The sequence below is a fragment of the Peribacillus sp. NPDC076916 genome (assembly GCF_050269675.1).
GTDB lineage: Bacteria > Bacillota > Bacilli > Bacillales > DSM-1321 > Peribacillus > Peribacillus aracenensis.
Genome location: NZ_JBNNIU010000001.1, coordinates 61,403 through 80,452, shown reverse-complemented (window position 1 = coordinate 80,452; position 19,050 = coordinate 61,403). Strand labels below are relative to the sequence as shown.

Annotated in this window: 15 protein-coding genes; all 15 read left to right on the top strand. The window is 41.8% G+C overall.

What is annotated here, in order from left to right; translation table 11 throughout:
* Positions 1 to 7: 7 nt before the first annotated feature.
* The 15 genes from rseP (at position 8) to ACQKFG_RS00305 (ending at position 19,026) form a co-directional block, all read left to right on the top strand.
* Positions 8 to 1,276, top strand: coding sequence for an RIP metalloprotease RseP (gene rseP / locus ACQKFG_RS00375; protein ID WP_349729662.1), 1,269 nt, complete (start codon positions 8 to 10; stop codon positions 1,274 to 1,276).
* 269 nt (positions 1,277 to 1,545) lie between these two features.
* On the top strand, positions 1,546 to 3,246 hold the full coding sequence (locus tag ACQKFG_RS00370) for a proline--tRNA ligase (protein ID WP_353871708.1): 1,701 nt from the start codon (positions 1,546 to 1,548) through the stop codon (positions 3,244 to 3,246).
* 159 nt (positions 3,247 to 3,405) lie between these two features.
* Positions 3,406 to 7,728, top strand: coding sequence for a PolC-type DNA polymerase III (locus ACQKFG_RS00365; protein WP_427555411.1), 4,323 nt, complete (start codon positions 3,406 to 3,408; stop codon positions 7,726 to 7,728).
* Positions 7,729 to 7,921: 193 nt separating this feature from the next.
* Entirely contained in the window at positions 7,922 to 8,395 is a 474-nt protein-coding gene (rimP, locus tag ACQKFG_RS00360) for a ribosome maturation factor RimP (protein ID WP_192204054.1), read from the top strand.
* Between the two features lie 43 nt (positions 8,396 to 8,438).
* Positions 8,439 to 9,569, top strand: a complete 1,131-nt coding sequence (nusA, locus tag ACQKFG_RS00355) for a transcription termination factor NusA (protein ID WP_076366463.1) — start codon at positions 8,439 to 8,441, stop codon at positions 9,567 to 9,569.
* Positions 9,570 to 9,584: 15 nt separating this feature from the next.
* A complete protein-coding gene (gene rnpM, locus ACQKFG_RS00350) occupies positions 9,585 to 9,860 on the top strand; it encodes an RNase P modulator RnpM (protein ID WP_061462443.1) in 276 nt (91 codons plus the stop codon).
* 4 nt (positions 9,861 to 9,864) lie between these two features.
* Positions 9,865 to 10,170: a YlxQ family RNA-binding protein gene (locus ACQKFG_RS00345; protein ID WP_061144653.1), complete on the top strand. Its 306-nt coding sequence runs from the start codon at positions 9,865 to 9,867 to the stop codon at positions 10,168 to 10,170.
* A 19-nt stretch (positions 10,171 to 10,189) separates the two neighbouring features.
* Positions 10,190 to 12,346 (top strand): translation initiation factor IF-2, encoded by a 2,157-nt coding sequence (gene infB / locus ACQKFG_RS00340; protein WP_192204055.1) that lies wholly within the window; start codon positions 10,190 to 10,192, stop codon positions 12,344 to 12,346.
* A complete protein-coding gene (locus ACQKFG_RS00335; RefSeq protein ID WP_057913375.1) occupies positions 12,343 to 12,624 on the top strand; it encodes a DUF503 domain-containing protein in 282 nt (93 codons plus the stop codon). Before infB ends, ACQKFG_RS00335 begins: the two co-directional genes overlap by 4 nt.
* Before the next feature lie 17 nt (positions 12,625 to 12,641).
* Positions 12,642 to 13,010, top strand: a complete 369-nt coding sequence (gene rbfA / locus ACQKFG_RS00330; RefSeq protein ID WP_034313607.1) for a 30S ribosome-binding factor RbfA — start codon at positions 12,642 to 12,644, stop codon at positions 13,008 to 13,010.
* Positions 13,011 to 13,163: 153 nt separating this feature from the next.
* Positions 13,164 to 14,084, top strand: coding sequence for a tRNA pseudouridine(55) synthase TruB (truB, locus tag ACQKFG_RS00325; RefSeq protein ID WP_427555405.1), 921 nt, complete (start codon positions 13,164 to 13,166; stop codon positions 14,082 to 14,084).
* Between the two features lie 33 nt (positions 14,085 to 14,117).
* A complete protein-coding gene (gene ribF / locus ACQKFG_RS00320) occupies positions 14,118 to 15,068 on the top strand; it encodes a bifunctional riboflavin kinase/FAD synthetase (protein ID WP_427555402.1) in 951 nt (316 codons plus the stop codon).
* A 135-nt stretch (positions 15,069 to 15,203) separates the two neighbouring features.
* Entirely contained in the window at positions 15,204 to 15,473 is a 270-nt protein-coding gene (rpsO, locus tag ACQKFG_RS00315) for a 30S ribosomal protein S15 (protein WP_053345367.1), read from the top strand.
* A gap of 319 nt (positions 15,474 to 15,792) precedes the next feature.
* Entirely contained in the window at positions 15,793 to 17,910 is a 2,118-nt protein-coding gene (gene pnp, locus ACQKFG_RS00310) for a polyribonucleotide nucleotidyltransferase (protein WP_283917425.1), read from the top strand.
* Between the two features lie 156 nt (positions 17,911 to 18,066).
* Positions 18,067 to 19,026 carry a polysaccharide deacetylase family protein gene (locus tag ACQKFG_RS00305; RefSeq protein WP_192204060.1) on the top strand — a complete coding sequence of 320 codons (960 nt, stop codon included), beginning with the start codon at positions 18,067 to 18,069 and terminating at the stop codon, positions 19,024 to 19,026.
* Positions 19,027 to 19,050 lie beyond the last annotated feature (24 nt).

Genomic DNA, 19,050 nt, shown 5'->3' with positions numbered 1-19,050 from the left:
CCGGAACATGCAGACTTTAGAAACGATTATAGCGTTCATCATCATTTTTGGAGCTCTAGTATTTTTCCATGAGCTTGGGCACTTAGTGTTTGCAAAGCGAGCAGGAATTTTATGCCGTGAGTTCGCAATCGGTTTCGGGCCAAAAGTATTCACTTATAAAAAGAAGGAAACCGTATATACCATTCGATTGCTCCCTCTTGGCGGGTACGTGCGTATGGCTGGCGAAGACGCAGAGAATATTGAATTGAAGCCCGGCTATCGGGTGGGATTAATGTTTGATAATGAAGAGAATGTTACAAAAATCATTTTGAACAATAAAGATAAATATCCTGATATCCGTCTAGTGGAGGTTGAAGTGATCGATCTTGATCATAAACTGATCCTTACAGGTTATGAGGAGGGCGAGGAAGATACACTAAAAACGTTTGCCATTCATAAAGAAGCGGTGATCGTTGAAAATGGTGTAGAAAACCAGATTGCTCCTTTTGATCGGCAATTTGCCTCAAAGTCGCTTGGGCATCGTTTCCTGACGATTGTAGCTGGACCGGCAATGAATTTCGTTTTGGCTTTTGTCATTTTTGTGTTGATCGGCATGTTTCAAGGAGTCGTGGTGGATGAAGCGAAACTTGGTGAGTTGACTCCAGATGGTTCGGCTGTAAATGCCGGTTTAAAATCGGGGGATGTCATTCAATCCATCGAAGGTACGGAAGTCTCCACTTGGGGAGATGTTCAGGAAAGCATTCAAAAGAACCCAGGGCAAGAGATCGAGTTCGTCGTTGACAGGGACGGGAAAACATTAGAAGTTCCGGTTGTTCCACAAGAAGTGGAGAGGGAAGGGAAGAAAATCGGAATTATCGGCGTTTACCCTCCGGTTGAAAAAGCACCGATTAAAGCAATACAATATGGTTTCACAGAAACGTATTTTTGGACAAAACAAATCTTCATCATCCTTGGTGACCTCGTAACGGGTGGATTTACGATCGACAGTTTATCCGGTCCTGTAGGAATATATAAATCAACTGAGGAAGTAGCGAAACAAGGTTTATTCACGTTAATGAAATGGGCTGGGCTGCTCAGCATTAACCTAGGAATCATGAACCTGCTTCCGCTGCCGGCATTGGATGGAGGAAGACTGTTATTCTTTGTGGTCGAATTCTTAAGAGGAAAACCGATTGACCGTCAAAAAGAAGGAATGGTCCACTTCATCGGCTTTGCCTTGCTGATGTTATTGATGATCGTCGTTACATGGAATGATATCCAGCGATTCTTCCTGTAAGATAAGTTTGGATAATGCAAAAACAGGCCAGCAGATTTATCTGTTGGCCGTTTTCTTATCTGAAGGGATTTCCTAGTTTTTTAACCGTTTTGGGGAAATTGTTTGTTTTCTAGGGAAATCGTAAGTATAATCGAGAATGAGTATATTAAATTAGCTTTTCTGAAAAACGCGGAAAGTCTTTTTTGTATGAAAATGACCGTATTAATGTTGCGGTATGAATTTTACCGAAGCCGCAATTAATTTAAAGGAAATATTGAAGAGGTGCAGATATGAAACAAAGTATGACGTTGATCCCTACATTAAGGGAAGTGCCTGCAGATGCTGAAATCAAAAGTCATCAGCTGCTATTACGTGCAGGATTTATGAGACAAAACTCCAGCGGGGTATATAGTTTTATGCCGCTTGGAAAAAAGGTGCTTCAAAAGGTTGAGGCTATCGTTAGGGAAGAAATGGAAAATGCTGGTGCGGTAGAATTGTTGATGCCTGCTCTGCAACAAGCCGAATTCTGGCAGGAATCTGGACGCTGGTATACCTATGGTCCAGAGTTGATGCGGCTTAAGGATCGCAACAACCGTGAATTTGCGCTTGGTGCCACACATGAAGAAGTGATAACCAGCTTAGTTCGTGATGAAGTGAAATCCTATAAGCGTCTTCCATTAACGGTTTATCAGATCCAAACCAAATTCCGTGATGAAAAAAGACCGCGTTTCGGATTGTTGCGTGGACGTGAGTTCATCATGAAGGATGCTTATTCTTTCCACGCTAATCAAGAAAGCCTGGATGCTGTTTATAAAAATTTATATGCGGCATATTCGAATATATTCAGCCGCTGTGGGCTGGACTTCCGTGCCGTCATTGCCGATTCTGGGGCAATGGGTGGTAAGGATACACATGAATTCATGGTCCTGTCTGAAATTGGGGAGGATACCATCGCATATTCTGATACTTCCGATTATGCAGCTAATATTGAAATGGCACCTGTGAGCGTAAAATATGAAAAAAGCTCCGAAGAACAAATTGCACTTGAAAAAATTCATACACCAGGTCAAAAAACGATTGAAGAAGTTGCTTCATTCTTGAATACTAGTGCAGAGAAACTAATAAAATCGTTATTGTTTAAAGTGGATGAAAAGTATGTGCTTGTTTTGGTACGAGGAGATCATGAAGTCAATGATATCAAGCTGAAGAATTTCTATAACGCTTCAATCGTTGAATTGGTCGATCCAAATGAGACGAAAGAAGTCTTAGGATGTACAATTGGATCTCTTGGACCAATCAATGTCACTTCTGAAGTCGAAGTGATTGCGGATGTTGCCGTCGAGGCCATGGTTAATGGAATTTGTGGTGCAAATGAGGAAGACCACCATTATGTGAACGTAAATCCCGCTCGTGACTTTAACGTGGATAATTATATAGATCTTCGTTTCATCCAAGAGGGTGACCCATCACCGGACGGAAACGGAAAGATTAAATTTGCCAAAGGGATTGAGGTAGGCCACGTATTCAAACTGGGAACTAAATATTCTGAAGCTATGAATGCGACATTCCTGGATGAGAATGGACGGACGCAGCCTATGATCATGGGCTGTTATGGCATTGGTGTTTCCCGTACACTAGCCGCTGTTGCTGAACAATTCAACGATGAAAAAGGGTTGGTCTGGCCAGTGAATTTAGCGCCATACCAAGTCCATTTGATTCCAATCAATATGAAGGATGAGGCTCAGGCTGCACTGGCAGAAGATTTATATAATGATCTAAAGGCACAAGGCATGGAAGTTCTTATGGATGATCGTCAAGAACGTGCGGGCGTAAAATTCGCAGACTCTGACTTGATGGGTCTTCCTATCAGGGTGACTGTTGGTAAAAAGGCATCCGAGGGTATCGTTGAAGTGAAAATCCGTAAAACGGGTGAGGTTCTTGAAGTTGAAAGAGCTGAACTGACTCAAAAGCTTCACGAAATAATGGCATAATTTAAAAATAGCGGATTTAGGCATCATTCAATTGGATGATGCCTTTCCTTTTCATGGATTTGGATACTAGTGAAACATTCATGATATGTTATAATAGCCTCTGGTATCAAAAGAAAATGATTGTGAAAAATAATAGATAATAGATAGGGGAGAGAGGGAATGGATCAAAATCCAAATAGCGGTAGAGAGAGATTTCAACTCTTGCTCCAGCAAATGGGCTTGACTGAGGATGCCTTTGTGAATTATTTCATAGGTGCCGAAATTGATAAACTCTCAATCGAGAGGGAGTCCAAAACATGGCATTTTGCCTTTAATATACCTGCATTAATTCCTTGCAGTGTTCATACAAGACTTGCTACTCATCTGGCAAGTACGTTTTCCCATATTGCAAAGGTAACATTCAACTTGAATGTGGCCAATCCGCAAGTGACGGAACAATTGGTGAAGGAGTATTGGAAAAACTGCATTGGCGAGCTTGAAGGCATGTCGCCTGCACTGTTATCACTTCTAAATGAACAAGTTCCAACGGTAAATGGATATAAGCTTATCGTTAGCGCCCGGAATGATACGGAGGCTGGACAGTTGAAGCGAAAATACTCCGGCATCATTTCGAATATCTATCAAACATTCGGTTTTCCTCCGTTGACACTTGAAGCGGAAGTGAAGGAAACGGTTTCGAATCCTGATTACCAAAAGTTCTTAGAAGAGAAACAAAAGGAAGACGCAGAAAAGGGACTTGCTGCCCTAGTGGAAATGCAGAAAAAAGAATCGGAAAAAGGCGGGGACGATGCCGTCTACGATGGACCGGTTAAAATTGGCTATACGATTAAAGAAGATGCGGATTTCCGCAGAATCGAACAAATTATTGATGAAGAGCGCAGGATTGCTATCGAAGGTTTCGTATTTGATGCAGAAGTGCGTGAGTTACGCAGCGGACGAAGCCTGTTGACTTTTAAAGTCACAGATTATACGAGCTCGATATTGGTCAAAATGTTTTCGCGTGATAAAGAAGATGCTGCCATACTTGCCCGTGTGAAAAAAGGGATGTGGGTACGTGCCCAAGGCAGCATCCAAAATGATACATTCGTACGTGACCTAGTTATGATCGCAAATGATATAAATGAAATTTCTAAACAAGGACGGCAGGATAAGGCTCCGGAAGGGGAAAAGCGTGTAGAACTGCATATGCATACCCCAATGAGCCAAATGGATGCAGTGACGCCTACTTCTGCGCTTGTTGCCCAGGCTGCAAAGTGGGGGCATAAGGCTGTGGCCATTACAGATCATGCGGGAGCTCAATCATTCCCTGAAGCTTATAGTGCCGGGAAAAAGAATGGTATCAAAATCCTTTATGGTGTCGAAGTGAATCTTGTAAATGATGGTGTACCCATAGTTTATAATGAGGCGCATATCGCTTTGGCAGATGCCACCTATGTTGTGTTTGACGTAGAGACGACAGGCCTATCAGCCGTTTATGATACGATCATTGAATTTGCTGCAGTGAAAATTCGTGATGGTGACATCATTGATCGCTTCGAGTCTTTTGCTAATCCGCATCATCCACTATCCAATACAACGATAGAATTGACTGGAATCACTGATGATCTTGTAGAAAATGCTCCGGAAGTCTCGGAAGTACTAGAAAAGTTCAAGGAATGGGCGGGCGATGCGATTCTGGTTGCCCACAACGCAGCCTTCGATATGGGATTTTTGAATATAGGCTATAAAAACTTGGGTTATCCTAAAGCTTCCAATCCTGTTCTTGATACATTGGAACTTGCCCGTTTCTTATATCCGGAGTTTAAAAATCACCGGTTAAATACATTATGTAAAAAGTTCGATATTGATTTGACCCAGCATCATAGGGCCATATATGACGCCGAAGCTACAGGTTACCTTATGCTGAAGATGCTAAAGGATGCAATGGAAAAGGAGATTACCCATCATGATCAACTTAATGACAATATGGGTAAAGGAAACGCTTATCAGCGTTCCCGGCCGTCTCATTGTACGCTGATTGCGCAAACACAGACTGGCTTAAAAAACCTTTTCAAATTAATTTCAATATCACACATAGATTATTTCTATCGTGTGCCCCGACTACCACGCTCACAACTTAAAAAGTATCGTGAAGGAATCTTGGTCGGATCGGGATGCGATAAAGGGGAAGTTTTTGAAGGGATGATGCAGAAGGGTTTTGAGGAAGTCGTCGATATCGCCGAATTCTACGATTATCTTGAAATCCATCCGAAGGAAGTGTATAAGCATTTGATTGAGCTTGAATATGTACGGGATGATAAATCATTGGAAACGATCATCTCCAATATCGTCAAGCTTGGTGAAAAATTGGATAAGCCAGTCGTAGCCACTGGAAATGTGCATTATTTAGATCCGAATGATAAAATTTACCGTAAAATCCTTGTGAATTCACAAGGTGGCGCAAATCCGCTGAATCGTCATAAGCTTCCTGACGTACATTTTCGGACGACAGATGAAATGCTGCGGGAATTCTCCTTCCTCGGTTCTGAAAAAGCCAAAGAGGTCGTGGTAACCAACACGAATAAAATCGCTGATATGATTGAGGAAATCAAGCCGATCAAGGATGAGTTATACACACCTAAAATTGAAGGTGCAGAAGAAGAGATGCGTCAAATGAGTTATGGAATGGCAAGGAAGATTTATGGAGAGAACCTGCCGGAAATCGTGGAAGCCCGTCTTGAGAAAGAATTGAAAAGCATCATTGGCCACGGTTTTGCCGTTATTTATTTAATTTCCCACAAACTTGTTAAAAAATCCTTGAATGATGGTTATCTAGTTGGTTCAAGGGGATCGGTTGGGTCATCTTTCGTTGCCACCATGACTGAAATTACAGAGGTGAATCCGCTTCCGCCGCATTATGTATGTCCGGAGTGCAAGAAATCCGAATTCTTCAATGACGGTTCTGTAGGTTCCGGGTTTGACCTGCCTGATAAAGACTGTCCCGATTGTGGCATTGCTTATACAAAAGACGGGCATGATATCCCGTTTGAAACCTTCCTTGGATTTAAAGGGGATAAGGTTCCGGATATTGACTTGAACTTCTCCGGTGAGTATCAGCCGAAGGCCCATAACTATACGAAGGTCTTATTCGGTGAAGAATATGTATATCGTGCCGGAACGATTGGTACGGTCGCTGAAAAAACGGCTTATGGATATGTAAAAGGGTATTCCTCTGATAATAACATCCACATGCGTGGAGCCGAGACTGATCGCCTTGTTGCCGGTTGTACTGGTGTGAAAAGGACGACTGGACAGCACCCGGGGGGAATTATCGTTGTTCCTGATTATATGGATATCTATGATTTCACACCAATTCAGTTCCCTGCGGATGACAGGAATTCTGAGTGGAAAACAACTCACTTTGATTTCCATTCCATTCACGATAATATTTTGAAACTTGATATACTTGGTCACGATGATCCGACTGTAATCCGGATGCTTCAAGATTTAAGTGGCATCGATCCAAAGACCGTCCCTACCGATGATCCAGAAGTAATGAAAATATTCAGCAGTACTGAATCTTTAGGAGTTACCGAAGAACAGATCATGTGTAAAACGGGTACGCTTGGCATACCGGAATTTGGTACGCGCTTTGTCCGGCAGATGCTTGAAGATACGAAACCTACGACATTTTCCGAGCTTGTTCAGATTTCGGGGCTTTCCCACGGTACGGATGTATGGCTGAGTAATGCACAGGAATTGATCCACAACCGCATATGTACACTAAGTGAGGTTATAGGCTGCCGGGATGATATTATGGTCTATCTGATATACCAAGGCCTAGATCCTTCACTAGCGTTTAAAATCATGGAATCTGTTCGTAAAGGGAAAGGGCTCTCGGAGGAATTCGAAGAGGAAATGAGGAAAAATGAGGTGCCAGAATGGTATATCGATTCATGTAAAAAGATTAAATACATGTTCCCGAAAGCCCATGCTGCAGCTTACGTCTTAATGGCTGTTCGGATTGCCTATTTTAAAGTGCATCTGCCTTTATTGTATTATGCAGCCTATTTCACAGTACGTGCCGATGATTTTGAAATCGACGCCATGACACGGGGATCGCAAGCGATCAAATCAAAAATGGAAGAAATTATGGTAAAGGGATTGGATGCATCCACAAAGGAAAAGAATACATTGACGGTTCTTGAACTTGCTTTGGAAATGTGTGAACGCGGATATTCATTCGCTAAAGTGGACTTGTACAAATCCAGTGCAGATCAATTCTTGATTGAAGGAAATACTTTGATACCGCCTTTCAATTCGATACCTGGTCTTGGAACGAATGCGGCGATCAATATCGTCAACGCACGGGAAAATGGTGAATTCCTTTCCAAAGAAGACCTTCAACAACGGGGGAAGGTTTCGAAGACCATCCTTGAATACCTTGATAAACAAGGCTGTCTGGAGTCATTGCCTGAACAAAATCAGTTATCTTTATTTTAAAGAGGAAACTGATTCCAAAAAGGAAGAAACAGACATGATATTTGCATAAATATCTTGATTATGGTATATTTTTATTGGAAATACTAAGAGGAACCAATGGCAAGAGTGGGGAAACCCACTCTTTCGTGTTGTATTGACCATTTAATTTTGAATCCGAAACCAAGCGCATACAACGCACGTATGGAGGAAACAAATGAGTAAAAAGGTAACGGAAGTCGTAGAGGAATTAGCACTACCAATTCTTGAAGAATTGCAGCTTGAATTAGTCGAAGTGGAGTATGTGAAGGAAGGTAAAAGCTGGTTCCTTCGAGTGTACATTGATAAAGAAACAGGCGTAGATATTGATGATTGCGGAAATGTGAGTGAAAAACTCAGTGAAAAGCTTGATGAGGTTGATCCGATTCCACAAAATTATTTTCTCGAAGTTTCATCACCCGGAGCTGAAAGGCCTCTGAAAAAAGAGAAGGATTTCCTTAATGCTATCGGTAAAAATGTTTACATAAAAACATATGAGCCCATTTTAGATGAAAAAGAATTCGAAGGAATCTTAACCAGTTTCGATGGTGAAGAAGTGACAATCGAAGTCAGAATCAAAACAAGAAAGAAAACAATCGTCATACCATTCGAAAAGGTAGCCAAAGCGAGATTGGCGATTACCTTCTCTTAAGTCAAGCAAATCATTAATTTAAATATCCGTAAGGGGGATCACCATGGGCAATGAGTTATTGGATGCTCTCTATATTTTAGAAAACGAAAAAGGAATTTCCAGGGAGGTTTTGATCGACGCGATTGAATCTGCCCTTATATCGGCATATCGCCGTAACTTTAACCAAGCACAAAATGTACGTATCGACTTGAATCTTGGTAAAGGAACTATGCGTGTATTTGCCAGAAAAGACGTTGTTGACGAAGTGTTCGATTCGCGTCTGGAAATTTCTGTTGAAGAAGCAAGAGCAATTGATCCCAACTATCAGTTAGAGGATATTGTCGAAATGGAAGTAACACCAAAGGATTTCGGCCGTATTGCAGCACAAACAGCAAAGCAAGTCGTCACTCAAAGAGTGCGTGAAGCTGAACGGGGCATCATTTATGCCGAATTCATCGATCGTGAAGAGGATATCATGACTGGTATCGTTCAACGCCAGGATTCCCGATTCATTTATGTGAGCCTAGGTAAAATCGAAGCTTTGCTCCCAGTGAATGAACAAATGCCGAATGAACAGTATAAACCTCATGATCGCATTAAAGTTTTCATCACTAAAGTTGAAAAGACTTCAAAGGGCCCGCAAATTTTTGTATCCCGTTCACACCCTGGTCTTTTAAAACGTTTATTCGAAATAGAAGTGCCTGAAATTTTTGATGGAACAGTGGAAATTAAGTCAGTTGCCCGCGAAGCAGGCGACCGTTCAAAAATCTCCGTGCACTCCGATAACGAAGAAGTCGATCCTGTCGGTTCTTGTGTAGGCCAAAAGGGACAGCGTGTTCAGGCGATCGTCAATGAATTGAAAGGTGAAAAGATCGATATCGTTAAATGGTCGGAGAATCCGGTCATTTTCGTTGCGAATGCATTAAGCCCTTCAAAAGTACTTGAAGTTATCGTTAAAGAAGAGGAAAAGGCGACTACTGTAATCGTTCCGGATTATCAACTTTCCCTGGCAATTGGTAAGCGTGGACAAAATGCCCGTTTAGCTGCCAAGCTTACAGGCTGGAAAATTGATATCAAGAGTGAAACGGAAGCCCGCGAAGCTGGTATTTATCCTGTGGAAGAACAGGAATTCCTTTTGAGCAGAGATAGTTATGTTACTGAAGAGGAAACAGATTTCGAAGAGGATAACGAGTAATTCGAGGTGAAAAAGATGAATAGCCGAAAAAAAATCCCGATGCGTAAATGTGTGGCAACAGGTGAAATGAAGCCGAAGAAAGAACTCATTCGCATCGTTCGATCTAAAGAAGGGGAAGTCAGCCTTGATCCGACCGGAAAAAAATCGGGAAGGGGAGCTTATTTGACTCTTGATCGGGATGTTATCGAGCTGGCCAAAAAGAAAAATGTGCTGGCTAATCACCTTAGTACCCAAATCGATTCTTCCCTTTATGAACAATTGCTTGAATTAGTGAATAAGGAGAAAAACTAACAACATGACCCAACAACAACAATGGATGTCTCTATTAGGTTTGGCCAATCGAGCACGCAAGCTAATTTCGGGTGAAGAATTAGTGGTTAAAGAGATTAGAAGCGGTAATGCCAAAGTTGTTATTTTATCCGCGGACGCTTCAAAAAACACTGAAAAAAAAATATCTGATAAGTGCGCATTTTATCAGGTTCCTTTAAAAAGAGTCGAAAGCAGGTCAATGCTCGGCCATGCGATAGGCAAGGATGCTAGAGTTGCCGTCGCAGTTCTGGATGAAGGTTTTGCACAAAAACTCCGAACGCTGCTCGATTAAATTTTACGGGGGTGAACGTATGACAAAATTGCGTGTATATGAATATGCAAAACAAAAGAACGTTTCAAGCAAGGATGTAATAAATAAACTTAAAGAAATGAATATAGAGGTAACAAACCATATGACAGCATTAGACGATTCAACTGTAAATAAATTAAACGATTCAATCAAACCTAAAAACGAAGATAAAAGCCAAGCTGCTGAACCAAAAGCTAACGCTACAGTCGCGAAGTACGAAGCTGAAGCGGATGAAAAGAGCACAGTCAATAAAGAAAAGCTGAAGAAGAAACCACCAGTTAAACCTGTAGGTACGAAAAAACCAACAGGTCAGTTCAACAAGGGCCGCAATAACAAGAATAAAAATAATAAACAAAGACAACAAGCGCCGGCGGCACCTGTTACAAAACGTAAAGAAAGAGAACTACCAGAGAAAATTACGTTTTATGAGTCTTTGACGGTTATGGAGCTTGGTAAAAAACTTCACCGTGAACCGTCTGAAATCATTAAAAAGCTCTTTATGCTTGGTGTGATGGCTACAATTAACCAAACTTTGGATAAAGATGCTATTGAATTGATCTGTGCGGAATATGGTGTATTGGCTGAAGAAGAGATTCGTGTTGACCTAACTGACCTTGAGTCACTTGTCACTGAGGATGCTTCTGAAGATTTGATTGAGCGTCCGGCTGTCGTGACGATCATGGGCCACGTTGACCATGGTAAAACGACATTGCTTGATTCTATTCGCCATACGAAAGTAACAGAAGGCGAAGCAGGCGGGATCACTCAGCATATCGGTGCATATCAAGTTAAAGTTAACGACAAAAAAATCACTTTCCTTGATACACCAGGACATGCTGCGTTTACAACGATGCGTGCCCGTGGAGCTCAGGTTACGGATATCACAATCTTGGTCGTAGCAGCGGATGATGGTGTAATGCCTCAAACGATTGAAGCGATTAACCATGCTAAAGCAGCGGAAGTTCCAATTATCGTCGCTGTTAATAAGATGGATAAAGAAGCAGCTAATCCAGACCGCGTCATGCAAGAATTGACAGAGCATGGTTTAGTTTCTGAAGCATGGGGCGGGGATACAATTTTCGTACCAATTTCAGCTAAAAACGGTGAGGGTATCGATAGCTTGCTTGAAATGATTCTTCTTGTAAGTGAAGTGGAGGAGTATAAAGCGAATCCATCCCGTAAAGCAAATGGAACGGTTATCGAAGCACGGTTGGACAAAGGGCGCGGATCGGTTGCCACTTTGCTTGTTCAAAACGGAACGTTGAAAATCGGTGATCCGATTGTTATCGGTAATACATTCGGACGTGTCCGTGCTATGGTCAACGATCTTGGACGCCGTGTTAAGGATGCAGGTCCTTCAACACCGGTTGAAATCACTGGATTGAACGAAGTGCCACAGGCCGGCGATCGCTTCATCGTCTTTGAAGATGAGAAAACGGCCCGTCAAGTTGGGGAAGTGCGTGCACAGAGACAACTTGCTTCACAACGTAATGAGAAATCCCGTGTAACCCTGGATACATTATTCGAGCAAATGAAAGAAGGGGAAATCAAAGAATTGAACATCATTCTAAAAGCTGATGTTCAAGGTTCTGCGGAAGCAGTGGCCGCTTCCCTGAATAAAATAGAAGTGGAAGGCGCTAAAGTTAAAATCATACACATTGGCGTCGGTGCCATTACAGAGTCTGACATCATCCTTGCTACAGCTTCGAATGCAATCGTCATCGGATTCAACGTCCGTCCTGATGTGAATGCGAAGCGTGCAGCTGAATCAGAAAATGTTGATGTCCGTCTTCACCGCATCATCTATAAAGCGATCGAAGAGATCGAGTCGGCTATGAAAGGGATGCTTGACCCTGAATTCGAAGAAAAAATTATCGGTCAGGCTGAAGTTCGTACGACTTTCAAAGTATCCAAAGTGGGTACGATTGCCGGTTCTTACGTTACAGAAGGAAAAATTACACGTGATAGCGGAATTCGCTTAATTCGTGAAGGTGTCGTCATTTACGAAGGTGAAATTGATGCATTGAAACGTTTTAAAGATGATGTAAAAGAAGTGGCAACGAACTATGAGTGCGGTATTACGATTAAAAATTACAACGACCTTAAAGAAGGCGATGTAATTGAAGCGTATGTAATGGAAGAGATCGAACGTAAATGATCGTTGGCTCTGTCCAATGTGAATGCATCATCCATGACACCCATTCTTTGAAAGAAAAGAGGGCAGTGCTTCAGCGTGTCATGACACGGCTTAAGCAGAAGTTCAATATTTCTGTAGCAGAGACCGATTTTCAGGATTTATGGCAGCGGACAAAGATTACTATCGTAACCGTAACATCCTCAAGGAAGGCCACTGAACGGGAACTTCAAAATGCCCTTAAATTTCTAGATTCTTTTCCGGAACTAGAGCGAACAATAACAGATATAGACTGGCTTTAGGCTATCGAGGTGATATTATGAGCCTTCGTTCAAATCGTGTTGGCGAACAAATGAAAAAAGAGCTGAGTGAAATTATCGGCCGAAAAATTAAAGATCCAAGAATCGGATTTGTAACAGTGACGGATGTCGCGGTTACAGGCGATTTACAACAGGCAACAGTTTATATTTCCGTTTTGGGTGACCAGGAACAAAGGGAGAAAACCCTGCAAGGTCTTGCTAAGGCGAAAGGATTCATGCGTTCAGAAATTGGGCAGAGAATCCGCCTGCGCAAAACCCCTGAGCTGTTTTTTGAATTTGATGAATCGGTCGATTATGGTAATCGCATCGAGTCGTTGATTTCCCAAATCAATTCAGAGGATAAACCGGCTGAAAAAGACGAGGAATAAGCAAGCAGTAAAAGGAGGCCGACTCAATAAGTGCTTTGCACTTCTTGAAGTCGGTCTCTTTTTTTTGAAAAAGGAAAAACACCTTTCGGAATTGGAATTCATTTTGCTTTATGATAATAGTTTAGGGTGTTTTATAAATGATGAGGTGAAAGCGTGAACGGTATTCTTCCATTATGGAAACCCAAGGGATTGACATCCCATGATTGTGTTTTTAAATTAAGAAAGATTTTAAAGACAAAAAAGGTTGGGCACACAGGTACTTTAGATCCTGATGTAACAGGGGTTTTGCCTATTTGTATTGGCAGGGCAACTAAAATAGCCGAATATTTGACAGAAGCCGGTAAAGCGTATGAAGGTGAAGTGACCCTTGGTTTTTCAACGACAACTGAAGACGCAAGCGGTGAAAAAGTGGAAGAGAAAAAGATTGATCAAGTGATTCAGCGTAAACGGATTCTTGAAGTGCTGGAATCATTGACTGGAACAATTGAACAGACGCCGCCAATGTTTTCGGCGGTAAAAGTAAACGGGAAAAAGTTATATGAATATGCCCGTGCAGGGATAGAAGTGGAGAGGCCGACAAGGGAGGTCACCATCCATGAAATTACCCTTCTTGATGATCGTTCTGAATTTAAAGGGGAAACCATTTCTTTTCGTTTTCGCGTCAAATGCAGCAAAGGAACGTATATACGGACGCTTGCAGTCATGATGGGTGAAGAACTGGGTTTTCCTGCCCATATGTCAGACTTGACACGTATTGAATCAGCAGGTTTTAAGCAGGAGGACTGTTTTACATTTGCTGAAGTGGAAGAGTTCATGGAAAGTGGACAAACGGATGAATTTCTGTTGCCTTTGGAGCTGGGATTATTTCATTTGCCCAAATTTCAGATTAGTGATAAAGTAGCAAAGAAAGTACTTAACGGTGCGGTATTGGAACAAACAAAGGATGTTGTTGTTGAAAAAGGAAAGCCTTTTGTGATGGTCGATCCAGCAGATAAGGCCATTGCCATTTATCAAATACATCCGACAAAAGTGGGATTAATTAAACCTGTAAAAGTATTGGCACAAGAATTATAGACCGTTTTACCGCCGGAAAGAGGAGATTGAAAGGTGAAAGTGATCGCAATAGAGCATCCTCATCAATTTAATTCGGATGATTTTCCCGAGCTTGTAATGGCGCTTGGATTTTTTGATGGGATACATAAAGGTCATCAGATTGTTATTCAAACCGCCAAGAAAAAAGCCGATGAAATGAATCTTAAATCAGCAGTCATGACATTTGACCCGCATCCTTCTGCAGTACTGGGTAGGAAAACGGAAAATATCCGCTATATCACTCCACTTGAAGATAAGGTGGATATCATAGAGTCGATGGAGATCGATTATTTATTCATTGTCCATTTCAGCAAGGAATTTGCTTCGGTACTGCCGGAGCGGTTCGTTGACGAATACATTGCCGGGCTGAATGTCCGTCACGTAGTTGCAGGCTTTGATTATTCATACGGCCGCTATGGTCAAGGGACGATGGAGGATTTGCCTGTTTACGCACAGGGAAGGTTTTCGCAGACAGTCGTTGAAAAACAGACACTTGAAGATGAAAAGGTTAGCTCGACGAGAATCAGGGAAACTCTCGGAAATGGCAACTTTTCCGACTTTTATCATTTGGCTGGCCGCCGCTATTTAACGAAAGGTCATGTCGTTCACGGTGAAAAGCGGGGCAGGAAGCTGGGTTTCCCCACCGCTAATATTGAAGTAAGTGACGATTATATCTTCCCTGCTTCAGGCGTATATGCCGTCAGGATCAAAATAAGCGGTAAATGGTATAATGGAGTTTGCAATGTTGGCTACAAGCCTACGTTCCACGAAGAGAAACCTAAGTATCCCACTGTAGAGGTTCATGCATTGGAGTTCTCGGGAGATATTTATGGCAACCAGGTATCGGTGGAATGGCATACAAGACTTCGGAGTGAACAGAAATTTTCCGGACTTGAAGCATTGGTCGCTCAGATTGAAACGGATAAGCAAAATGCAATAGCCTATTTTGCAAAGCTTGAAGCATAAAAGACAAGACTTGCAATTTTAATGAAAAACATGTATTCTATTGTATGTATGAAAATAACCATTGCTTGGCTAGTCGAGACTCCGACGCTGGCTCGGTAATAGGTGATTTTACAGAATTTTAGGAGGAATAATAACATGGCAATTACACAAGTACGCAAAAACGAACTTATCGCTGAGTTCAGAACTCACGATACTGACACTGGATCTCCAGAAGTTCAAATCGCAGTATTAACAGAAGAAATCAACAACTTGAACGGTCACTTACGCACACACAAAAAAGACCACCATTCACGTCGCGGTCTTCTAAAAATGGTAGGTAAACGTCGTAACCTTTTAACTTACCTACGTAACAAAGACGTTACTCGTTACCGTACACTAATTAACAAATTAGGTCTACGTAGATAATTTTTTCAGGAAGGCGGGAAATTTCCCGCTTTTTTGATGTTAATCAAATGATTTGGACGTATTCTACTTAAGGCTGGGCCTTCGTCCTTGGGACTCGGCAGGAGCCGGGTCCTTTTCCATTTATAAATGATCAGGATATACATAATCAAATGAATGAAATTTTTATTCATTTTACTGTTAATGCTTGTTTTTTTCGTGCATAATAGGAATAGTTTGGTTTTAACTCGAGTTTAGTTACTTTCACATATAAATGATTTAATCCAATACAGGTTTAGGTAAACTAAGCCTCTAAGTGAAGATTCAGAGAGGGGTTTAATAAATGGGACAGGAAAAACATACGTATTCATTTGACTGGGCCGGCCGTAATGTAACGGTAGAGATAGGGCAATTAGCCAAACAAGCGAACGGGGCAGTTTTAGTCCGTTATGGAGAAACTGCTGTATTAAGTACTGCAACAGCTTCAAAGGAACCTAGAAATGTCGACTTCTTTCCTTTGACAGTGAACTATGAAGAAAGACTTTATGCAGTCGGTAAAATTCCGGGAGGCTTCATAAAACGTGAAGGACGACCAAGTGAAAGGGCAATTCTTGCAAGCCGCTTAATCGATCGTCCAATCCGTCCGCTTTTCGCAGATGGCTTCAGGAACGATGTTCAGATCATCAGCATGGTCATGAGTGTCGATCAAGATTGCTCTACGGAAATGGCAGCCATGCTAGGTTCTTCCCTTGCACTTTCAGTTTCCGATATTCCGTTCGAAGGTCCAATTGCTGGAGTTGTAGTAGGGAGAATCAACAATGAATTCATTATTAACCCTACTGTTGACCAACTAGCCAAAAGTGACATCAATCTGACGGTTGCCGGCACTAAAGATGCTATCAACATGGTTGAAGCCGGAGCAAATGAAGTACCAGAGGAAACCATGCTTGAAGCAATCATGTTTGGACATGATGAAATCAAGAAGATCATTGCATTCCAAGAGAAAATCGTTGCTGAAATCGGCAAGGAGAAAATGCAGGTCACTTTATATCAAGTGGATGCTGAACTGGAAGCAGAAGTGAAAGGACTATGTGAAGCAGACTTGAACAAAGCCGTACAAGTTCAGGAAAAACATGCTCGTGAAGACGCCATCAAAGCAGTAAAAGATCGTGTGTTGGTTCATTATGAAGAAGAGACTGATGAAGAAAAATTAAAGCAAATCAAAGAAATCCTGAATAAATTGGTGAAATCCGAAGTCCGCCGTTTAATTACGGAAGAAAAAGTACGTCCGGATGGCCGTAATCCTGACGAAATCAGACCATTATCATCAGAGGTTACTATTCTGCCTCGTACTCATGGTTCCGGATTGTTCACGCGCGGACAAACCCAAGCGCTATCCATCTGTACATTAGGTGCTCTTGGTGATGTGCAGATTCTGGACGGACTTGGTACCGAAGAGTCAAAACGTTTTATGCACCACTATAATTTCCCGCATTTCAGTGTTGGTGAAACTGGCCCTATCCGTGGGGCAGGACGCCGTGAAATCGGTCATGGTGCACTTGGTGAAAGAGCATTGGAGCCTGTGATTCCAAACGATAAAGACTTCCCATATACAATCAGACTTGTTTCTGAAGTCCTTGAATCAAACGGTTCAACATCACAAGCAAGTATCTGTGCAAGCACTTTGGCAATGATGGATGCCGGTGTTCCATTGAAAGCTCCAGTTGCCGGTATTGCTATGGGTCTTGTCAAAACAGGTGAGCACTATACAATCTTAACGGATATTCAAGGTATGGAAGATCATCTGGGGGACATGGACTTTAAAGTCGCAGGGACTTCAAAAGGTGTTACTGCCCTGCAAATGGATATTAAGATCGAGGGTCTTTCGAGAGAGATTCTTGAAGAAGCTTTACTACAAGCCAAACATGGCCGGATGCATATTTTAGAATCAATGATGTCAACAATCAATCAACCGCGTGAGCAGTTGTCCAAATATGCTCCAAAAATCGTTACAATGTCCATAAATCCGGATAAAATCCGTGATGTAATTGGACCGAGCGGAAAACATATCAACAAAATCATTGAAGAAACTGGCGTGAAAATTGACATCGAACAGGATGGAACGGTATTCATATCTTCTACTGATGAACCAATGATTCAAAAGGCGAAGAAAATCATTGAGGATATCGTACGTGAAGTCGTCGTGGGTGAACTATACTTAGGTAAAGTTAAACGTATCGAAAAGTTCGGTGCCTTCGTTGAGATCTTCAATGGTAAAGACGGTTTGGTACATATTTCTGAACTGGCTGAAGAAAGAGTCGGAAAAGTGGAAGATGTCGTTTCACTTGGCGATGAATTATTGGTCAAAGTTACTGAGATCGATAAGCAAGGAAGGGTAAACCTTTCCCGTAAAGCGGTCTTGAAAGAGCAAAAAGAGGCAGCCAATCCTTCTCAATCGTAATGGAAAATGAAAATCCGGCATGCGATTCCTTGTGAATCTGCATGCTTTTTTTGTTTAAAAATATTGGAATATCGATATCGCGATGGCGTTATAAGCATGTCATGTTCTACCTTGTCCGTTTTCTTCATACATTTTGGTATGAAGGGGGCGTAAAAAATGAATAATAAATGGAAGCAGATAGTTGCGATAAGTGCCATTGCAGGTATATCATGGTTATTAGTGCAAAATCCATATACACAAGTTTATTTGACCCAATTAACCAATGATTCAGTTGCTTCAATGAAGCAAGAAGACGAGCTTCTTTTACAAATAAAAGAATCAACAAAAAAATATGAGATTGCACCACAGGATGCACGAATAGATTCTGTTTGGAAAACCGTGCCTGCATATAACGGCCTGAAGGTAAATATTGATGAATCGTATAAAGCCATGAAGAAGGAGGGCGTGTTCGATAAGGATAAGCTGGTATTTGAGCAGGTCCCTGCAAAGATTCATATGGAGGATCTGGATCCGGCTCCGATTTACCGGGCCCACCCCGAAAAGCCAGTGGTTTCATTTTTAATCAATGTGGCCTGGGGGAATGAATACTTACAAGATATGTTGGCCGTGTTAAAAAAGAATAATGTCAAGGCAACTTTTTTCCTTGAAGGGAATTGGACCAAGAAAAATCCTGATTTGGCCAAGATGATTATGGGCGGCGGGCATGAAATTGGAAATCATTCTTATTCACATCCCGATATGAAAAACATATCCGCACAAGCTACACGTGAGGAAATTCGAAAAACGAATGAAGTCATTGAAGCGGTGACAGGTTTGAAAATGAAATGGTTCGCACCACCTAGTGGAAGCTACCGGGATGAAACGGTGAAAATCGCCGATTCTTTCGGTATGGAGACCGCCATGTGGAGTGTGGATACGATCGACTGGCAAAAGCCAAGCCCTGAAGTCCTTCAACAAAGAGTGCTTTCTAAGATACACCCTGGAGCATTTATATTGATGCATCCGACGGAATCTACTGCAAAATCATTGGAGACGTTAATAATTGAAATAAAAAAGAAAGATTTAGATGTTGTTACACTTTCGGAAGCAGTAGATGAAGAGCGATCGAATCCATAAAACATTGGTAACGAAAGCAGCATA

Coding starts and splice junctions, on each gene's coding strand:
- rseP (WP_349729662.1), top strand. CDS start 8: ATGCAGACTTTAGAAACGATTATAGCGTTCATCATCATTTTTGGAGCT.
- ACQKFG_RS00370 (WP_353871708.1), top strand. CDS start 1,546: ATGAAACAAAGTATGACGTTGATCCCTACATTAAGGGAAGTGCCTGCA.
- ACQKFG_RS00365 (WP_427555411.1), top strand. CDS start 3,406: ATGGATCAAAATCCAAATAGCGGTAGAGAGAGATTTCAACTCTTGCTC.
- rimP (WP_192204054.1), top strand. CDS start 7,922: ATGAGTAAAAAGGTAACGGAAGTCGTAGAGGAATTAGCACTACCAATT.
- nusA (WP_076366463.1), top strand. CDS start 8,439: ATGGGCAATGAGTTATTGGATGCTCTCTATATTTTAGAAAACGAAAAA.
- rnpM (WP_061462443.1), top strand. CDS start 9,585: ATGAATAGCCGAAAAAAAATCCCGATGCGTAAATGTGTGGCAACAGGT.
- ACQKFG_RS00345 (WP_061144653.1), top strand. CDS start 9,865: ATGACCCAACAACAACAATGGATGTCTCTATTAGGTTTGGCCAATCGA.
- infB (WP_192204055.1), top strand. CDS start 10,190: ATGACAAAATTGCGTGTATATGAATATGCAAAACAAAAGAACGTTTCA.
- ACQKFG_RS00335 (WP_057913375.1), top strand. CDS start 12,343: ATGATCGTTGGCTCTGTCCAATGTGAATGCATCATCCATGACACCCAT.
- rbfA (WP_034313607.1), top strand. CDS start 12,642: ATGAGCCTTCGTTCAAATCGTGTTGGCGAACAAATGAAAAAAGAGCTG.
- rpsO (WP_053345367.1), top strand. CDS start 15,204: ATGGCAATTACACAAGTACGCAAAAACGAACTTATCGCTGAGTTCAGA.
- pnp (WP_283917425.1), top strand. CDS start 15,793: ATGGGACAGGAAAAACATACGTATTCATTTGACTGGGCCGGCCGTAAT.
- ACQKFG_RS00305 (WP_192204060.1), top strand. CDS start 18,067: ATGAATAATAAATGGAAGCAGATAGTTGCGATAAGTGCCATTGCAGGT.